Annotated in this window: 13 protein-coding genes and 1 pseudogene; 7 read left to right on the top strand and 7 right to left on the bottom strand. The window is 70.8% G+C overall.

Annotation, left to right across the window (positions count from 1 at the left end):
• The first annotated feature begins 26 nt into the window (after nucleotides 1-26).
• The 7 genes from FY549_RS15780 to FY549_RS15750 all read left to right on the top strand — a co-directional run bounded on the left by FY549_RS15780 (nucleotide 27) and on the right by FY549_RS15750 (nucleotide 7941).
• Nucleotides 27-1541: an ABC transporter ATP-binding protein gene (locus tag FY549_RS15780; RefSeq protein WP_149085816.1), complete on the top strand. Its 1515-nt coding sequence runs from the start codon at nucleotides 27-29 to the stop codon at nucleotides 1539-1541.
• On the top strand, nucleotides 1538-2845 hold the full coding sequence (locus tag FY549_RS15775) for an ABC transporter permease (RefSeq protein WP_149085815.1): 1308 nt from the start codon (nucleotides 1538-1540) through the stop codon (nucleotides 2843-2845). Before FY549_RS15780 ends, FY549_RS15775 begins: the two co-directional genes overlap by 4 nt.
• A complete protein-coding gene (locus tag FY549_RS15770) occupies nucleotides 2845-4128 on the top strand; it encodes an ABC transporter permease (protein ID WP_374114502.1) in 1284 nt (427 codons plus the stop codon). The genes FY549_RS15775 and FY549_RS15770 overlap by 1 nt, the downstream gene beginning before the upstream one ends.
• 28 nt (nucleotides 4129-4156) lie before the next feature.
• Complete coding sequence (locus tag FY549_RS15765) at nucleotides 4157-4555, top strand: cytidine deaminase (RefSeq protein ID WP_136051707.1); 399 nt, start codon at nucleotides 4157-4159, stop codon at nucleotides 4553-4555.
• Nucleotides 4552-5844, top strand: a complete 1293-nt coding sequence (locus FY549_RS15760) for a thymidine phosphorylase (RefSeq protein ID WP_149085813.1) — start codon at nucleotides 4552-4554, stop codon at nucleotides 5842-5844. Before FY549_RS15765 ends, FY549_RS15760 begins: the two co-directional genes overlap by 4 nt.
• A 47-nt stretch (nucleotides 5845-5891) precedes the next feature.
• Complete coding sequence (locus FY549_RS15755; RefSeq protein ID WP_149085812.1) at nucleotides 5892-7007, top strand: adenosine deaminase; 1116 nt, start codon at nucleotides 5892-5894, stop codon at nucleotides 7005-7007.
• Between the two features lie 64 nt (nucleotides 7008-7071).
• A complete protein-coding gene (locus FY549_RS15750; RefSeq protein ID WP_149085811.1) occupies nucleotides 7072-7941 on the top strand; it encodes a carbohydrate kinase family protein in 870 nt (289 codons plus the stop codon).
• On the opposite strand, the gene FY549_RS15745 is transcribed toward FY549_RS15750, so the two are convergent.
• From FY549_RS15745 to FY549_RS15715, 7 genes and pseudogenes are all read right to left on the bottom strand, one after another.
• On the bottom strand, nucleotides 7938-8681 hold the full coding sequence (locus FY549_RS15745; RefSeq protein WP_149085810.1) for an alpha/beta hydrolase: 744 nt from the start codon (nucleotides 8679-8681) through the stop codon (nucleotides 7938-7940). The genes FY549_RS15750 and FY549_RS15745 overlap by 4 nt on opposite strands.
• A 35-nt stretch (nucleotides 8682-8716) precedes the next feature.
• A complete protein-coding gene (locus tag FY549_RS15740; RefSeq protein WP_149085809.1) occupies nucleotides 8717-9871 on the bottom strand; it encodes a mannitol-1-phosphate 5-dehydrogenase in 1155 nt (384 codons plus the stop codon).
• Nucleotides 9868-10302 (bottom strand): PTS sugar transporter subunit IIA, encoded by a 435-nt coding sequence (locus FY549_RS15735; RefSeq protein WP_149085808.1) that lies wholly within the window; start codon nucleotides 10300-10302, stop codon nucleotides 9868-9870. Before FY549_RS15735 ends, FY549_RS15740 begins: the two co-directional genes overlap by 4 nt.
• On the bottom strand, nucleotides 10299-11924 hold the full coding sequence (locus FY549_RS15730) for a PTS mannitol transporter subunit IICB (RefSeq protein WP_149085807.1): 1626 nt from the start codon (nucleotides 11922-11924) through the stop codon (nucleotides 10299-10301). Before FY549_RS15730 ends, FY549_RS15735 begins: the two co-directional genes overlap by 4 nt.
• A gap of 31 nt (nucleotides 11925-11955) precedes the next feature.
• Nucleotides 11956-13605, bottom strand: a pseudogene (gene ptsP, locus FY549_RS15725) (phosphoenolpyruvate--protein phosphotransferase); the annotation flags it as partial.
• The gene (locus FY549_RS15720; protein WP_062636567.1) at nucleotides 13602-13883 is read right to left on the bottom strand and encodes an HPr family phosphocarrier protein; all 282 of its coding nucleotides are present in this window, start codon (nucleotides 13881-13883) and stop codon (nucleotides 13602-13604) included. The pseudogene ptsP and the gene FY549_RS15720, both read right to left, overlap by 4 nt.
• Complete coding sequence (locus FY549_RS15715; protein WP_149085806.1) at nucleotides 13880-14197, bottom strand: PTS sugar transporter subunit IIB; 318 nt, start codon at nucleotides 14195-14197, stop codon at nucleotides 13880-13882. Before FY549_RS15715 ends, FY549_RS15720 begins: the two co-directional genes overlap by 4 nt.
• Nucleotides 14198-14348: the final 151 nt, after the last annotated feature.

The raw sequence follows: 14348 nt of genomic DNA, 5'->3' as shown, positions 1-14348 counted from the left end.
GTGACTCTTCTGGATAAGGTGCAGATATGAAGCTCGAACTTCGCGGCATCACCAAGCGATTCGGCAGCCTCGTGGCGAACGACCACATCGATCTCGTGGTCGAGCCCGGTCAGATCCATGCGCTTCTCGGCGAGAACGGCGCGGGCAAGTCGACGCTGATGAACGTGCTCTACGGCCTGTATCAGGCCGACGAGGGCGAGATCCTCCTCGACGACGTCGTGCAGCACTTCCGCGGCCCGGGCGACGCGATGGCCGCCGGCATCGGCATGGTGCATCAGCACTTCATGCTGGTGCCCGTGTTCACGGTGGCGGAGAACGTCATGCTCGGTCACGAGCAGACCAAGGGCCTCGGCACGCTCGACATCGCGAAGGCGCGCGAGCATGTGCGCGCGGTCGCCGCCCGATTCGGGTTCGACATCGACCCGGACGCGGTCGTCGGCGACCTGCCGGTCGGCGTGCAGCAGCGGGTCGAGATCATCAAGGCGCTCTCCCGTGACGCGAAGGTCCTCGTCTTCGACGAGCCGACCGCGGTGCTGACGCCGCAGGAGACCGACGAGCTCATGGCCATCATGCGCCAGCTCCGCGACGAGGGCACAGCCATCGTGTTCATCACGCACAAGCTGCGCGAGGTGCGCGAGGTCGCCGACCGCATCACGATCGTGCGGCTGGGCCGTGTCGTGGGGGAGGCCTCGCCGACCGCCACCAACGCCGAGCTCGCCTCGCTCATGGTCGGCCGCGCCGTCGAGCTGACCGTCCACAAGGAGGTCCCGCGCCTCGGCGAGGGTGGTCTGGAAGTCCGGAACCTCCGCGTGCTCACGCCGACCGGCGCCATCGTCGTCGACGATGTCGACTTCACGGTGCGTCCCGGTGAGGTGCTCGCCATCGCCGGTGTCCAGGGCAACGGACAGACCGAGCTGGTGGAGGCCATCGTCGGCCTCGCGGCCCGAGTCGAGGGGAACATCGTCCTCGACGGCACCGAGCTCGTGGGCAAGAGCGTCCGGGGGATCCTCGACGCCGGTGTCGGGTTCGTCCCGGAGGATCGCACGGAAGACGGCCTCGTCGCCGGCTTCTCCGTCGCCGAGAACCTCATCCTCGACCGCTCGGACGACCCCGCCTTCAGCCGCGTGGGCACGCTGCGCCGCGGCGCGCTGGAGGCCTTCGCCAAGGAGCGCATCGCGGAGTACGACATCCGGACCCAGGGGCCGTACACCGCCGCGGGAACACTCTCCGGAGGCAACCAGCAGAAGGTCGTGATCGCGCGCGAGATGAGCCGCGAGTTGCGGCTCTTCGTGGCGGCCCAGCCGACCCGAGGGGTCGACGTGGGCTCGATCGAGTTCATCCACAAGCGCATCATCGAGACGCGGGATGCGGGCATCCCCGTGATCGTCGTCTCGACCGAGCTCGACGAGGTCGCCGCCCTCGCCGACCGGATCGCGGTCATGTACCGCGGCACCATTGTCGGCATCGTCCCCGGTGACACGCCCCGGGAGACTCTCGGACTCATGATGGCCGGAGCGGCCGATGCGGAGGTGACCGCGTGAGCGGTGCGACACCCGGTGCAGGAGACGTCACGAAGGGGCTGCCTCCCGAGCAGCTGCCGCCCAGCACGGGCCTGGCGGACGAGGTTCCTCCGCCCCCGCGCGGCAACGTCGTCCTCAAGGAGATCCTCCGCGGGAGCGCGGTGACGACCGTCCTGGCGATCGTCCTCGCGCTCATCGTCGGCGGCATCCTCATCGCGTTCACCAACGAGGACGTGCAGGAGGCCTCCGGGTACTTCTTCAACAAGCCGAGCGACACGTTCGCCGCGGCCTGGAACGCGGTCTACAACGGCTACGAGGCGCTGTTCCGCGGCGCGATCTTCAACGCCCGCGGCGCCGACTTCGCCGCGCAGATCCGGCCGCTCACGAACACGCTGGGCTTCGCGGCTCCGCTGATCGCCGCAGGGCTCGGAGTCGCGCTCGCCTTCCGCGTCGGCCTGTTCAACATCGGTGCCCGCGGTCAGATGCTCGTGGGCGTCGCGATCGCGGCCCTGCTGACGTTCAGCCTCGACCTGCCGATCTGGTTCCACCTCCCCGTGACCCTGCTCGCCGGCATCGCCGGCGGCGCGCTCTGGGGTGGCATCGCCGGTCTCATCAAGGCGCGGACGGGCGCACACGAGGTGATCCTCACGATCATGCTCAACTACATCGCGTACTACCTGCTGCTGTGGATGATCCGGACGCCCGGGCTGCTGCAGAAGCCGGGGACGAACCAGGCGCTCGGCTCGGCCACGCCGGAGAGCGCGCAGTTCCCGACCCTGCTCGGCCCGCAGTTCCCGCTGCTGGACCTCGGCTTCGTCATCGTGGTCATCGCGACGCTGTTCGTGTGGTGGCTCATCGAGCGCTCTTCGCTCGGGATGCGCATGCGCGCCGTGGGGGAGAACCCGCACGCGGCCCGCGCCGCGGGCATCAGCGTCAAGCGCGTGTACGTGTACGCGATGCTCTTCGCGGGCGGCCTCGCCGGCCTCGCCGGCATGAACCAGCTCCAGGGCGCGGTCACCACGGGCGTCACGGAGACCATCGACGCGGGCATCGGCTTCGACGCCATCACGGTCGCCCTGCTCGGCCGGAGCCGTGCCTGGGGAACGTTCGCCGCCGGCATCCTCTTCGGGGCACTCAAGGCGGGATCGTTCTCGATGCAGGCGCAGGACATCCCCGTCGACATCGTGCTCGTGGTGCAGTCGCTCGTCGTGCTGTTCATCGCTGCTCCGCCGCTGCTGCGCACGGTGTTCTTCCTCCCCAAGTCCGACGCAGAGAAGGCCGCCAAGGCGAGAGCCAAGGCCGCGAAGAAGGCGGTGACGGCATGATGTCGCTCGTGCAGACCGAAGCCGCCGACGGCACGGTGCAGCTCGCCACCGTCCGGGAGCGCCGCCTCAAGGCGCCGATCAGCCTCGCGGTCGTCACCGCGCTGCTGGCGGTGCTCTTCCTCGCCGTGCCGCGCAGCGGCACCAGCACGTTCCGCCTCGGCGACCGCACGTCCGCGTTCGAGCTCCCCGACGTGGGGCTGCCCACCGCGCCGACCTTCTGGGTCGTCTTCGCCGTGCTCGTCGTCCTCACGGTCGGAGCGTTCCTCCGGGCCTGGACGTACCGTGCTCCGTCGATCTGGCTCATCGTGACCTACGGCGTGCTCGCGGTGTTCGCGTTCCTCGTCTGGGCCGCAGCGGGCGGTCTCGTGCCCGTCACGAGCCTGCTCTTCGGAGCCGTCTCGCTGTCGGTGCCCCTGGTCTTCGGCGCGCTCGGCGGCGTCATCGGCGAACGCGCCGGCGTGGTCAACGTCGCGATCGAGGGGCAGCTGCTCCTCGGCGCGTTCTCGGCCGCGCTGCTGTCCAGCATCACGGGGAACCCGTTCGTCGGTCTGATCGGTGCGATGATCGGTGGTGTGCTCGTCGCGAGCGTGCTGGCGGCCTTCGCGATCAAGTATCTCGTCGAGCAGGTGATCGTCGGTGTCGTGCTCAACGTGCTCGTAACAGGGCTCACGGGCTTCCTGTACGGCGCACTGCTCGCGCCGAACGAGGGCGAGCTCAACACCCCCGAGCGCTTCTCCCGTATCGAGATCCCGGTGCTGAGCGACATCCCGATCATCGGCCCCGTGCTGTTCAACCAGACGTTCATCGTGTACCTCATGTTCATCACCGTCGCGGTCGTCGCGTGGGGCCTCTACCGCACGAAGTGGGGTCTCCGGCTGCGCGCCGTGGGCGAGCACCCGCAGGCGGCGGACACGGTGGGCATCCGCGTCAACCCGACGAGGTTCTGGAACGTGCTGCTCGCGGGCGCGATCGCCGGCATCGGCGGCGCGTACTTCACCCTGGTCTCGGTTCCGCAGTTCGGCAAGGAGATGACCGCGGGCCTCGGCTTCATCGCCCTCGCCGCCGTGATCTTCGGACGCTGGGATCCGATCCGCGCGACCCTCGCCGCCCTGCTCTTCGGGTTCGCGACGAACCTCCAGAACCTGCTGTCCATCCTCAAGACGCCGATCCCCGGCGAGTTCATGCTCATGCTCCCGTACGTGGTCACGCTGCTCGCGGTCGCCGGCTTCGCCGGACAGATCCGGGGTCCCGCCGCCAGCGGCAAGCCGTACGTCAAGTCGTAGAACTCGCAGGGAAGAAGGAAGCACCACCATGACGGACATCGACTGGGATGAGCTGCGCCAGGTCGCCGCGGATGCCATGACGAAGGCGTACGCGCCGTACTCGCGCTACCGCGTGGGGGCGGCGGCTCTCGTCAGCGACGGGCGGATCGTCGCCGGCTGCAACGTCGAGAACGCCTCGTACGGCGTCACGCTGTGCGCGGAGTGCGCGCTCGTGGGCGACCTGTTCATGTCCGGCGGCGGCCAGCTCGTCGCCTTCGTGTGCGTGAACAACGACGGCGAGACGATCATGCCCTGCGGCCGGTGCCGGCAGTTGCTGTTCGAGCACGCCGTACCCGGCATGCTGCTGGAGACCGTCTCCGGCATCCGCACGATCGACGAGGTGCTGCCCGACGCGTTCGGGCCGCGCGACCTGGAGGAAGCACGATGACCGTGGAGCCGTTCGACGCGGTCGATGTGATCCGAGCCAAGCGCGACGGGGGCGTCGTGCCCGAGCCGGCCCTGCGCTGGATGGTGGACGCCTATACGCGCGGCTACGTGTCTGACGCGCAGATGGCCTCCTTCGCGATGGCGATCTTCCAGCGCGGCATGGAGCGCGACGAGATCCGCGTCCTCACCGACGCGATGATCGCGTCGGGGGAGCGGATGAGCTTCGCGACCCTCGGCAAGAAGACCGTGGACAAGCACTCCACGGGCGGCGTCGGCGACAAGATCACCCTGCCGCTCGCGCCTCTGGTGGCCTCGTTCGGCGTGGCGGTACCGCAGCTCAGCGGCCGCGGCCTCGGCCACACCGGCGGCACGCTCGACAAGCTGGAGTCCATCCCCGGCTGGCGCGCGGCGCTCAGCAACGAGGAGATGTTCGCGCAGATGCAGGGCGACGTCGGGGCCGTGATCTGCGCCGCGGGGTCGGGCCTCGCCCCCGCCGACAAGAAGCTCTATGCGCTCCGCGACGTGACGGGCACCGTCGAGGCCATCCCGCTGATCGCCTCCAGCATCATGTCGAAGAAGATCGCCGAGGGGACCGACGCTCTCGTCCTCGACGTGAAGTTCGGCTCCGGCGCCTTCATGCAGGACATCGACCGCGCCCGCGAGCTCGCCCGCACGATGGTCGCGCTCGGCACGGACTCGGGCGTCGCCACCACGGCCCTGCTGACGGATATGAACGTCCCCCTGGGGCGCGCGATCGGCAACGCCAACGAGGTCCGCGAGTCGGTCGAGATCCTCGCCGGCGGCGGACCCGCCGACGTGCGGGAGCTGACCGTCGCGCTCGCCAGGGAGATGCTCTCCCTGGCCGGCCAGCCCGACGCGGACGTGGAGGCGGCGCTGGACGACGGACGCGCCATGGACACCTGGAAGGCGATGATCCGGGCTCAGGACGGCGACCCCGACGCGGCGCTCCCCGTCGCGCAGGAGACCCACGTCGTGACCGCGCCCGTCGACGGTGTCGTGACACGGATGGACGCGCTCCCCTTCGGCATCGCCGCGTGGCGTCTGGGCGCCGGACGCGCTCGGGCCGAAGACCCGGTGATCTTCGAGGCGGGGATCGACCTGCACGCGAAGCCGGGCGACCGCGTGTCGGCGGGACAGCCGCTGTTCACGCTCTCGGCGGCCGACGAGGCGCGGTTCCCCCGAGCGGTCGAGGCGCTCGAAGGCGCCTGGGAGATCGGCGACGAGGCTCCCGTCGGCGGGCCGATCGTCCGCGAGCGCATCACGGCGTGAGGGCCGGGCGATAGCCTGGACGAACATCAGCGACCGAGAGGATTCCCATGTCGATCGATGCGAACGGCGACGTCGCCATCCAGGGGGCCTCCCTGCGGAGCCTGCCGAAGGTGTCACTGCACGACCACCTGGACGGCGCAGTGCGCCCGGCCACGATCATCGAGCTCGCCGACGCGATCGGTCTCGAACTCCCGGCCTCCGACCCGGCGGCGCTCGGCTCCTGGTTCTCGAAGAAGAGCGACTCGGGGTCGCTGGTCGAGTACCTGAAGACCTTCGAGCTCACGACCGCGGTCATGCAGACGCGTGAGGGGCTGACCCGCGTCGCGCGCGAATTCGTCCAGGATCTCGCCGCCGACGGAGTCATCTACGGCGAGGTGCGCTGGGCACCGGAACAGCACCAGGGCGGCGGGCTCTCGCTGGAGGACGCCGTCGAGGCCGTGCAGCAGGGGATCGAGGAGGGCGAGGACGCCGCGGACCGGGGCGGGCACAGCATCCGTGTCGGTCAGCTCCTCACCGCGATGCGGCACACCGCCCGCGCTCGGGAGATCGCCGAACTCGCCGTGGACTACCGCGGGCGGGGCGCCGTGGGCTTCGACATCGCCGGGCCCGAGGACGGCTTCCCACCGTCGGACCACCGCGCCGCCTTCGACTACCTCGCCGAGAACTTCTTCCCGGTGACGGTGCATGCGGGGGAGGCGGCGGGACTGGACTCGATCCGCTCGGCGCTGCTCGACGGGCGTGCGCTCCGGCTCGGACACGGCGTGCGGATCGCGGAGGACCTCGAGGTCGTCACGCAGGAGGGCGACGAGGTGCAGGTGCGCTTCGGCGACCTGGCCCGCTGGGTGCGGGACCGCGAGATCCCGCTCGAGCTGTCGCCGTCCTCGAACCTGCAGACCGGCGCGGTCGCCGCGTGGGGGCAGACGCTCGCCGATCACCCGTTCGACCTGCTCTACCAGCTCGGCTTCGCCGTGACGGTCAACGTGGACAACCGCACCATGAGCTCCACGTCGCTCACCCGGGAGCTGGCCCTGCTCGTGCAGACGTTCGAGTACGACCTCGACGACCTCGAGGCCTTCCAGTTCAACGCCGCGGCTGCGGCCTTCCTCCCCGTCGAGGAGCGCGAGGAGCTGGTGGAGATGATCGCCGAGGGCTTCGACGCCTGAGCCGGCGTCCGACACGGGCCGGCGGCACGGCGCCGACGCGACGCGGCGCGGGGAGGATGGGGGTATGCCCGCCTCCGTCTTCCTCGCCGGTCCCGCGTCATGGAACCGTATGGTCCTGCTCGACCGGCTGCCCGAGCCGGTTCCCCATATGCAGTTCGCGCAGGCGAGCTGGGAGTCGGTGGGCGGGACCAGCGCGGGGAAGGCACTGAGCCTGACCGGGCTGGGCCGGTCCGTCGTCCTGCACGCGATCACGGGGGAGGACGACGACGGCCGGCGCATCCGCGCGGCGCTGCGGGCGGCCGGTGTGGCTGCCCGGTGGACGGACGGGGTCACCGAGCGTCACCTCAACCTGATGACGGCAGGCGGCGCGCGGGTGTCGTTGTATCTCTCCACGCCCGCGGAGACGACGGGGACGGACGACGCCATGCACGCGGCGAAGATGGCGGCTGCCGACGCGGTCGTGCTCGACCTGGCCGCCGAGCCGCGGCGGCTGCTGCCGCTCGCGGCGGCGAGCGGGACGCCGTTGTGGGTCGACGTGCACGACTATGACGGTGTGGACGCGTACCACCGGCCGTTCCTGGCCGGGGCGGGGGCGGTCTTCTGCAACGCGGATCGACTGGGCGCTCCGGTGGAGTTCCTCCGGGCGGCCGTCGCGGACGGCGCGGAGTTCGCCGTCTGTACCCTCGGCGCGGAGGGGGCGGTCGCCGTGACCGCCGACGGCGCCGAGCTGCGCGTTCCCGCGGTGCCGACCACCGTCGTCGACACGAACGGCGCGGGCGACGCATTCCTCGCCGGAGTCCTCGACGCGCGGCTCCGCGGCACGGACCTCGTGACAGCGCTCACGGCGGGCGCACGGGCGGCTGCGGGTATTCTGGGCACCCGGCACCTGCATCCGTTGCTCGATCCGGTGCTCGGGACTCCGACGGCGGGCTAGGGCGCGACCTGCTGCAGGAAACTCCCCACGACGTCGGTGATCTCGGCGTGCATCTCGTCGTCGTCGATCGTCGGGGTGCCGTCGCCGGCTTGCGGTCCGTAGTCGCCGAACGAGGCGTGCGCCGCGCCGTCGATCTCGACGAACTCGGCGTCCGCGGGGAGTTCGCGGCGGGCGTCGGCGATCTTCTCGGGTGTGGAGAGGCCATCCTCGCTGCCGGACACGCTGAGCACCGGGAGACCGGAACCGGAGAGGTCCGTCGCGCAGTAGGAGGCGAAGAGCACCAGGGCTTCGCCATCCGGGGCGAGCTGGCAGGCGCGCACACCGCCGAGGGAATGGCCGCCCACGGCCCAGACGTCGACGTCGGGTGCGGCGCTCGTGAAGGCTGCGAGGCCGCGCGGGTCGAAGAACGCGAGGTTGAGCCAGGGCCGCGTGATGACGACCGTGGTGCCCTCCTCCGCGAGTCCCTGCAGGATCGATGCGTACGCCCAGGGGTCGACCTTCGCACCGGGGATGAACACGAGCCCCCGGTCGGAGCCGCCGTCCGCAGGCTCGAGGACGATGCCTTCGTCGGCGTCGGTCACCGTGATCTCGGGGTTGTCGCGGACGGCGGCGAGTGGCTCGGGTTCCGCGGCCATGACGCCGATCTGGCTCCAGGCGAGGATCCCGCCGACGGCGAGGAGGACGACGATCGCCACCGCCCACAGGACTCTCTTCACGATGCGGCGGGACTTCTTCTGCACAGCAGCAACGCTACTCCCCGCCGTGCTGCTCTCCCTCAGCCGGACAGCGCCGCTTGACGGAGGGTCACCGCGTCGCGGATGGCCGGGAAGAGCGGGTGCTCGGGATCGAGGCCGGTCGTGCGGGTCGTGAAGGCGGCAGCGTCCTCGGCGCGCAGCAGGGTCTGCAGCTCGATCGACTGCTCGTCCGCGGCGTCATCGAACTCGAGTGCTGCGGCGACGGCCGCCACCAGCGCTGTCGTCGACAGTCCGTGCTCTGCGGCCATCGCGGCCGGGCCGATGAAGCGCTCGTGGCGGGAGATCTTCCGCAGAGGCTGACGACCGACGCGCTGCACGGTGTCGACCAGCGCGGGGTTGCGGAATCGTTCCAGGATGGTCGCGCGGTACTCTGCGAGGTCCACGGGGTCGAGCCCGTGTTCGGCGACCAGCACCGCGGACGTCTCCTCCAGAGCGGCGGAGACCTGTGCGGCTATGGCCTCGTCGGCGAGCGCGTCGGAGATACGCTCGACGCCGTTGCGGGCGCCGAAGTACGCGGTCGCGGCGTGACCCGTGTTCACCGTGAAGAGCTTGCGCTCGATGTACGGCGCGAGGTCGTCCACGAAGTGGGCACCGGGGATGTGCGGCGGGGCGCTGCCGAAGGGTCGGGCCTCGATCGCCCACTCGAAGTACGGCTCCACCGTGACGTCGATGCCGCTGCCCTCGGGCTGCGCCGGGACGATCCGGTCCACGGCGGTGTTCGCGAACACCGCACGAGACAGCAGGGTGTCGGCGTCCGCACCGGCCGCGGCGACGATCTCCTGGCGGAGCTGGTCGGTCGCCCCGATGGCGTTCTCGCACGCCATGACCTGCAGCGCCGGGGCCGTCGGGGAGCGCAGCGCGAGGCCGGCGACGATGGACGGGGCGACGAACCGCAGCACGGTCGGGCCGACGGCCGTCGTGACGACGTCGGCCGTCGCCACCTCCTCCGCCACCGCGGCCGGGTCCGTGCGGCTGTTCACCGCACGGAACCCGGTGACGACGTGGTCGGTCCCTCCGGGGCCGGCTTCGTGCACGGCGTACGAGTCCGCCCGCTCGATCGCCTCCACCAGAGCATCGGCGACGTCGGAGAAGACGACCTCGTATCCGCCCTCGTGCAGGAGCAGGCCGACGAAGCCGCGCCCGATGTTGCCCGCCCCGAAGTGGACCGCCTTCATCCCTCGTTCACCTCCGAGAGCAGGGCGAAAAGCTCGTCCGGCGTGGTCGCCGCCGCCAGCCGGGCGACGTCGTCCTCCTCGGAGAACAGGATCGCGATCCTGGACAGGATGTCCAGGTGCTCGTCGCCGACGCCCGCGATGCCGATCACGAAGGTCGCCCGCTCGCCGTCCCAGTCGACGCCGCCGTCGTAGCGGACAACGGACAGGGCGGACGCCAGGATGGCGTCCTTCGCGTCGTTCGTGCCGTGGGGGATGGCCAGCCCGTTGCCCATGTACGTCGACACGGTCTCCTCGCGCTGACGCATCGCGTCGACGTATGCCGGGGTCACCGCGCCGGCGGCGACGAGGATGTCCGTCGCCTCCTGGAGTGCGTCGTCCCGCGTCGCCCCTCCGGGGTGGATGCGGACCTGCTCGGCAGTGAGAACGCTCATTCTTCGTCCTTTCGCTGTTCCTTGACCATCTCGACGACCTCGTCGTACTTCGGCGAGTTCATGAAGTTGTCCACCGAGACGTGCACCGAGTTCGGCGACTTCGCCGTGGCCCGGTCGGTGAGCTGCTGCTGCGTGACGACCACGTCGGCGGTACCGTCGAGGTTGGCGATCGCGGCGTTCGTGACGGTGACGCCCTCGATGCCGGCCTTCTTGATCTTGTTGCGCAGGACGCTCGCGCCCATGGCCGACGAGCCCATGCCGGCGTCGCAGGCGAACACGATCGTCGAGATCGGTCGGTCGACGACGGTGGTGGCCGTCTCGGTCGGGGCGGCTGCCGTGCCGGTGGAGGAGCGGAGCGCGTCCATCGCGGCGGAGGACTTGCCCTTGTTGGCCTCGGTCTGCGCGATCGCCGCCCCGAAGCTGTCGCTCTCGGCCTCGAGGTCCCGCTTGCGGGAGGAGCGCAGGATCACGGCCGTGAGCAGGAACGTGACGGTGGCGGCCAGGATGACCGACAGGTACACGACCAGGAGGTTCGCGACGCCGGGGCCGATGGCCGCGGCGGTCACGGCGATGATGCTGCCGGGGGCCGCCGGGAAGGCCAGGCCACCGCCGAGGACCATGTTCGTCGTGACGCCGGTCGCGCCCCCCGCGATGAGCGCGAGGATCGTGGCCGGCTTGCTCAGTGCGTAGGGGAAGTAGATCTCGTGGATGCCGCCGAAGAACTGGATGATCGCCGCTCCCGGCGCCGAGGCCTTGGCCGCCCCGACGCCGAAGAAGCTGAACGCCAGCAGCAGACCGATTCCGGGTCCGGGGTTCGCCTCGATGAGGAACAGGATCGACTTGCCGGTCTCAGTGGCCTGCTCGATGCCGAGGGGCGTGAAGACACCGTGGTTGATGGCGTTGTTGAGGAACAGCACCTTCGCCGGCTCGACGATGATCGACACCAGCGGCAGGAGGTTCAGGGTGACGAGCCAGTCGACCGCGGCACCCAGGGCGGTGCTGACGCCGAGGATGACGGGTCCGAAGGCGAAGAAGCCGACGATCGCGAGGATCATCCCGAGAATTCCCGCCGAGAAGTTGTTCACGAGCATCTCGAAGCCCGGACGGATCTTGCCGTCCCACAGACGGTCCATCTGCTTCGTGAGCCAGGCGGCGATCGGACCCATGATCATGGCTCCGAGGAACATCGGGATGTTCGTGCCGACGATCACGCCGACGGTGGCGATCGTGGCCACCACACCGCCACGCTCGCCGTAGACCAGCCGGCCGGCGGTGTTGGCGATGAGCAGGGGGAGGAGATAGGTCACCATCGGGCCGACGAGGCCGACGTAGGCGAGGATGTTCCCGCCGTCGCCCTCGGCCACGGCGGTCATGGCGCCCTGCCAGCCGATGACGGCCGAGTCGCCGCCGCCGCCGATGATCTCGGCGACGCCGGCCCAGTGCCATCCGAACGGACTCCTCGCGCCGAAGAAGCCGTCGGGGATGAAGAGCATCGTGATGAAGCCCCAGGCGATGAAGGCCGCGATGTTCGGCATGATCATGCCGGAGAGGAACGTGCCGAAGCGCTGCACGCCCACGCGGAGGCCACCGGGTCTGGTGGCGGCGGGTGACGTCGTCGTCATGATGTGGTCTCTTTCTGGTGAGGGGAAGGGCCGCGGCGAGGGTCGCCGCGGCGGTGCGGGCGGAGGGGGCGTCGTCCGCGGCCAGCGCGGCTTCGGCGAGGCGGACGGCGTCGGCGGGGGTGCGTGCGGCGAGCGCCTGGCGGACATCGGCGAGGGCGGACGGCGCCATGGAGAGGCTGGTGGCGCCGAGTCCCACGAGCACGACGGCGAGCAGGGGATCGGCCGCGGCCTCGCCGCAGATGCCCACCGGCTTGCCGAGGCGGGCGCCGGCCTCACCGACCTCGCGCACCAGGCGGAGCACCGCGGGGTGCCACGGGTCCTGGAACGAGGCGACCGAACCGAGCAGGCGGTCGGCGGCCATCGTGTACTGCGTGAGATCGTTCGTGCCGATCGACGCGAAGTCGGCGTGCGCGAGCACACGGTCGGCGAGCAGCGCGCTGGAGGGGACCTCGACCATGACACCGGCCGTCTTCAGCCCGTACTCGCGAGCGAGACCGGTGAAGTAGGCGGTCTCCTCGACCGTGGCGACCATCGGCGCCATGACCCAGAGGTCGGCGGAGGTCGCGGCGTCGGCCTCGGCGAGGGCGGTGAGCTGCTCCCGGAGGATGTCCTCGCTCGCGCGGAGCGCCCTGAGGCCGCGCAGTCCCAGGGCGGGGTTCTCCTCGTGGGCGTCGTTGAGGAAGGCCAGCGGCTTGTCGGCTCCCGCGTCGAGCATGCGCACGACGACCTTCTTGCCCGGGAACGCCTCCAGGAGTTCGCGGTATGCCTCTCGTTGCTGGGCCACCGTGGGCGCCTGAGTCGCGGAGAGGAACAGGAACTCGGTGCGGAAGAGCCCGACGCCCTCCGCCCCGCGCGCGACCGCGTCGGCGGCGTCTGCCGGCTTCCCGAGGTTCGCGAGCAGCGCGACCGGCGTGCCGTCGGCGAGGGCGCCGGGAGAGAGCGGCGCGTCGTCGGCCACCCGGCGGGCCGCCGCACGTTCGGCGGCACGGGCGCGCTCCTCCTCCGTCGGCTCCTGCGTGACGACGCCGGCGGCGGCGTCGACGATCACCGTGTCCCCGGTCGTCAGCGCGTGCCCCCCGCCGACGCCGACCACGGCGACGATGCCCTTCTCCCTGGCGAGGATCGCCGTGTGGGAGGTGGGTCCGCCGTCGGTGGTGACGAGGGCGAGCACCCGGTCGAGGTTGAGCAGAGCCGTGTCGGCGGGAGCGAGGTCGCGTGCCACGAGCACGAAGGGGTGTCCGGGATCGGGCACGCCGGGGGCGTCGACCCCCTGCAGGCGGGCGAGCACCCGCTGCGCGATGTCGTCGAGGTCGGCGGCGCGCTCGCCGAGGTAGCCGCCCACGGCCTCGAGGGTGGCCCGGAAGCCGGCGAAGGCGTCGTGTACCGCCCATTCCGCGGTCGCGCCGGCATCGATCCTCGTGTCGACCTCATCCTGCAGCGTGGGGTCCTCGGCGATCATCGCCTGCGCCTCCAGCACCTCCCGTGCGGCGCCGCCCGCGGCCTCGCCGCGCTGCGTCAGTTCCTGCGCGACGACGGCGACCGCTTCGCGGACCCGTGCGCGCTCGGCCTCGGCGCCCGCGGTGCTCGGGACGTTCTCCGGCGCGGGAAGCGCCTCGGTCATGCGGACGACGGGTCCCTGCGCGACGCCGAGACCGATCCCCACTCCTCGGAGCTCGCTCATCCGGCCGCGTCCTGGTCGTGGTCCGTCGTCAACAGCTCCGTGAGCGTGTCCAGGACGCCCTCGGCACCGTCGCCGTCGGCCGTGAGAGTCACGTAGTCGCCGTGCTCGATCGCCAGCGCGATGACTCCGAGGATGCTCGCCGCGTTGACGGGCTTGCCGGAGTCCTTCGCGATCGTGACGGCGAGACCGGAGTCCTTCGCGGCCTGCGCGAAGATCTTCGCGGGGCGAGCGTGCAGGCCGTGCGAGGAGCCGATGCGGACGGTGCGGGTGGCGGTCATGGTGTTCCTTTCGGGGCCTCGCCGGCCGCGGCGAGGATCGACTGGGCGAGCAGGAGGGTGCGACCGCCCTCGCGGTCGGTGAAGACGTCGTCGGGCAGAACGGCGACCGGCGCACCGGTCAGGCCGCGGATGGCGTCGAGCCGGTCGCGCAGATGCGGCCCGACGAGGACGAGGTCGTGCCCCCCGAGGGCGACGGTGCTCTCGACCCCGGCATCCGCAGCCCAGTCGAGGCCGGACGCCGCCGCGGCGGTACGCAGGCGCTGGGCGACGAACGTGCTCGACGCACCGGCGCCGCAGACCACGAGAATCCTCATCGATGCCACCTTCCTGAGAACAGTCTGGGAAAGGGGGCCTCAACGGCACCAACACGTTCTCTTCCGCCCCTGCGGAACCATCCTCGCCGCGCCGTGGTCGTCGAGGGCTGTCATCATGGAGAGCAGTCGGACAGTGCCGTCAGCACGGGAA

Source organism: Microbacterium sp. 1S1 (assembly GCF_008271365.1).
In the GTDB taxonomy this organism is placed as follows: domain Bacteria; phylum Actinomycetota; class Actinomycetes; order Actinomycetales; family Microbacteriaceae; genus Microbacterium.
The sequence above is the reverse complement of the archived record's forward strand: the minus strand, read 5'-3'. Positions and strand labels throughout refer to the sequence as shown.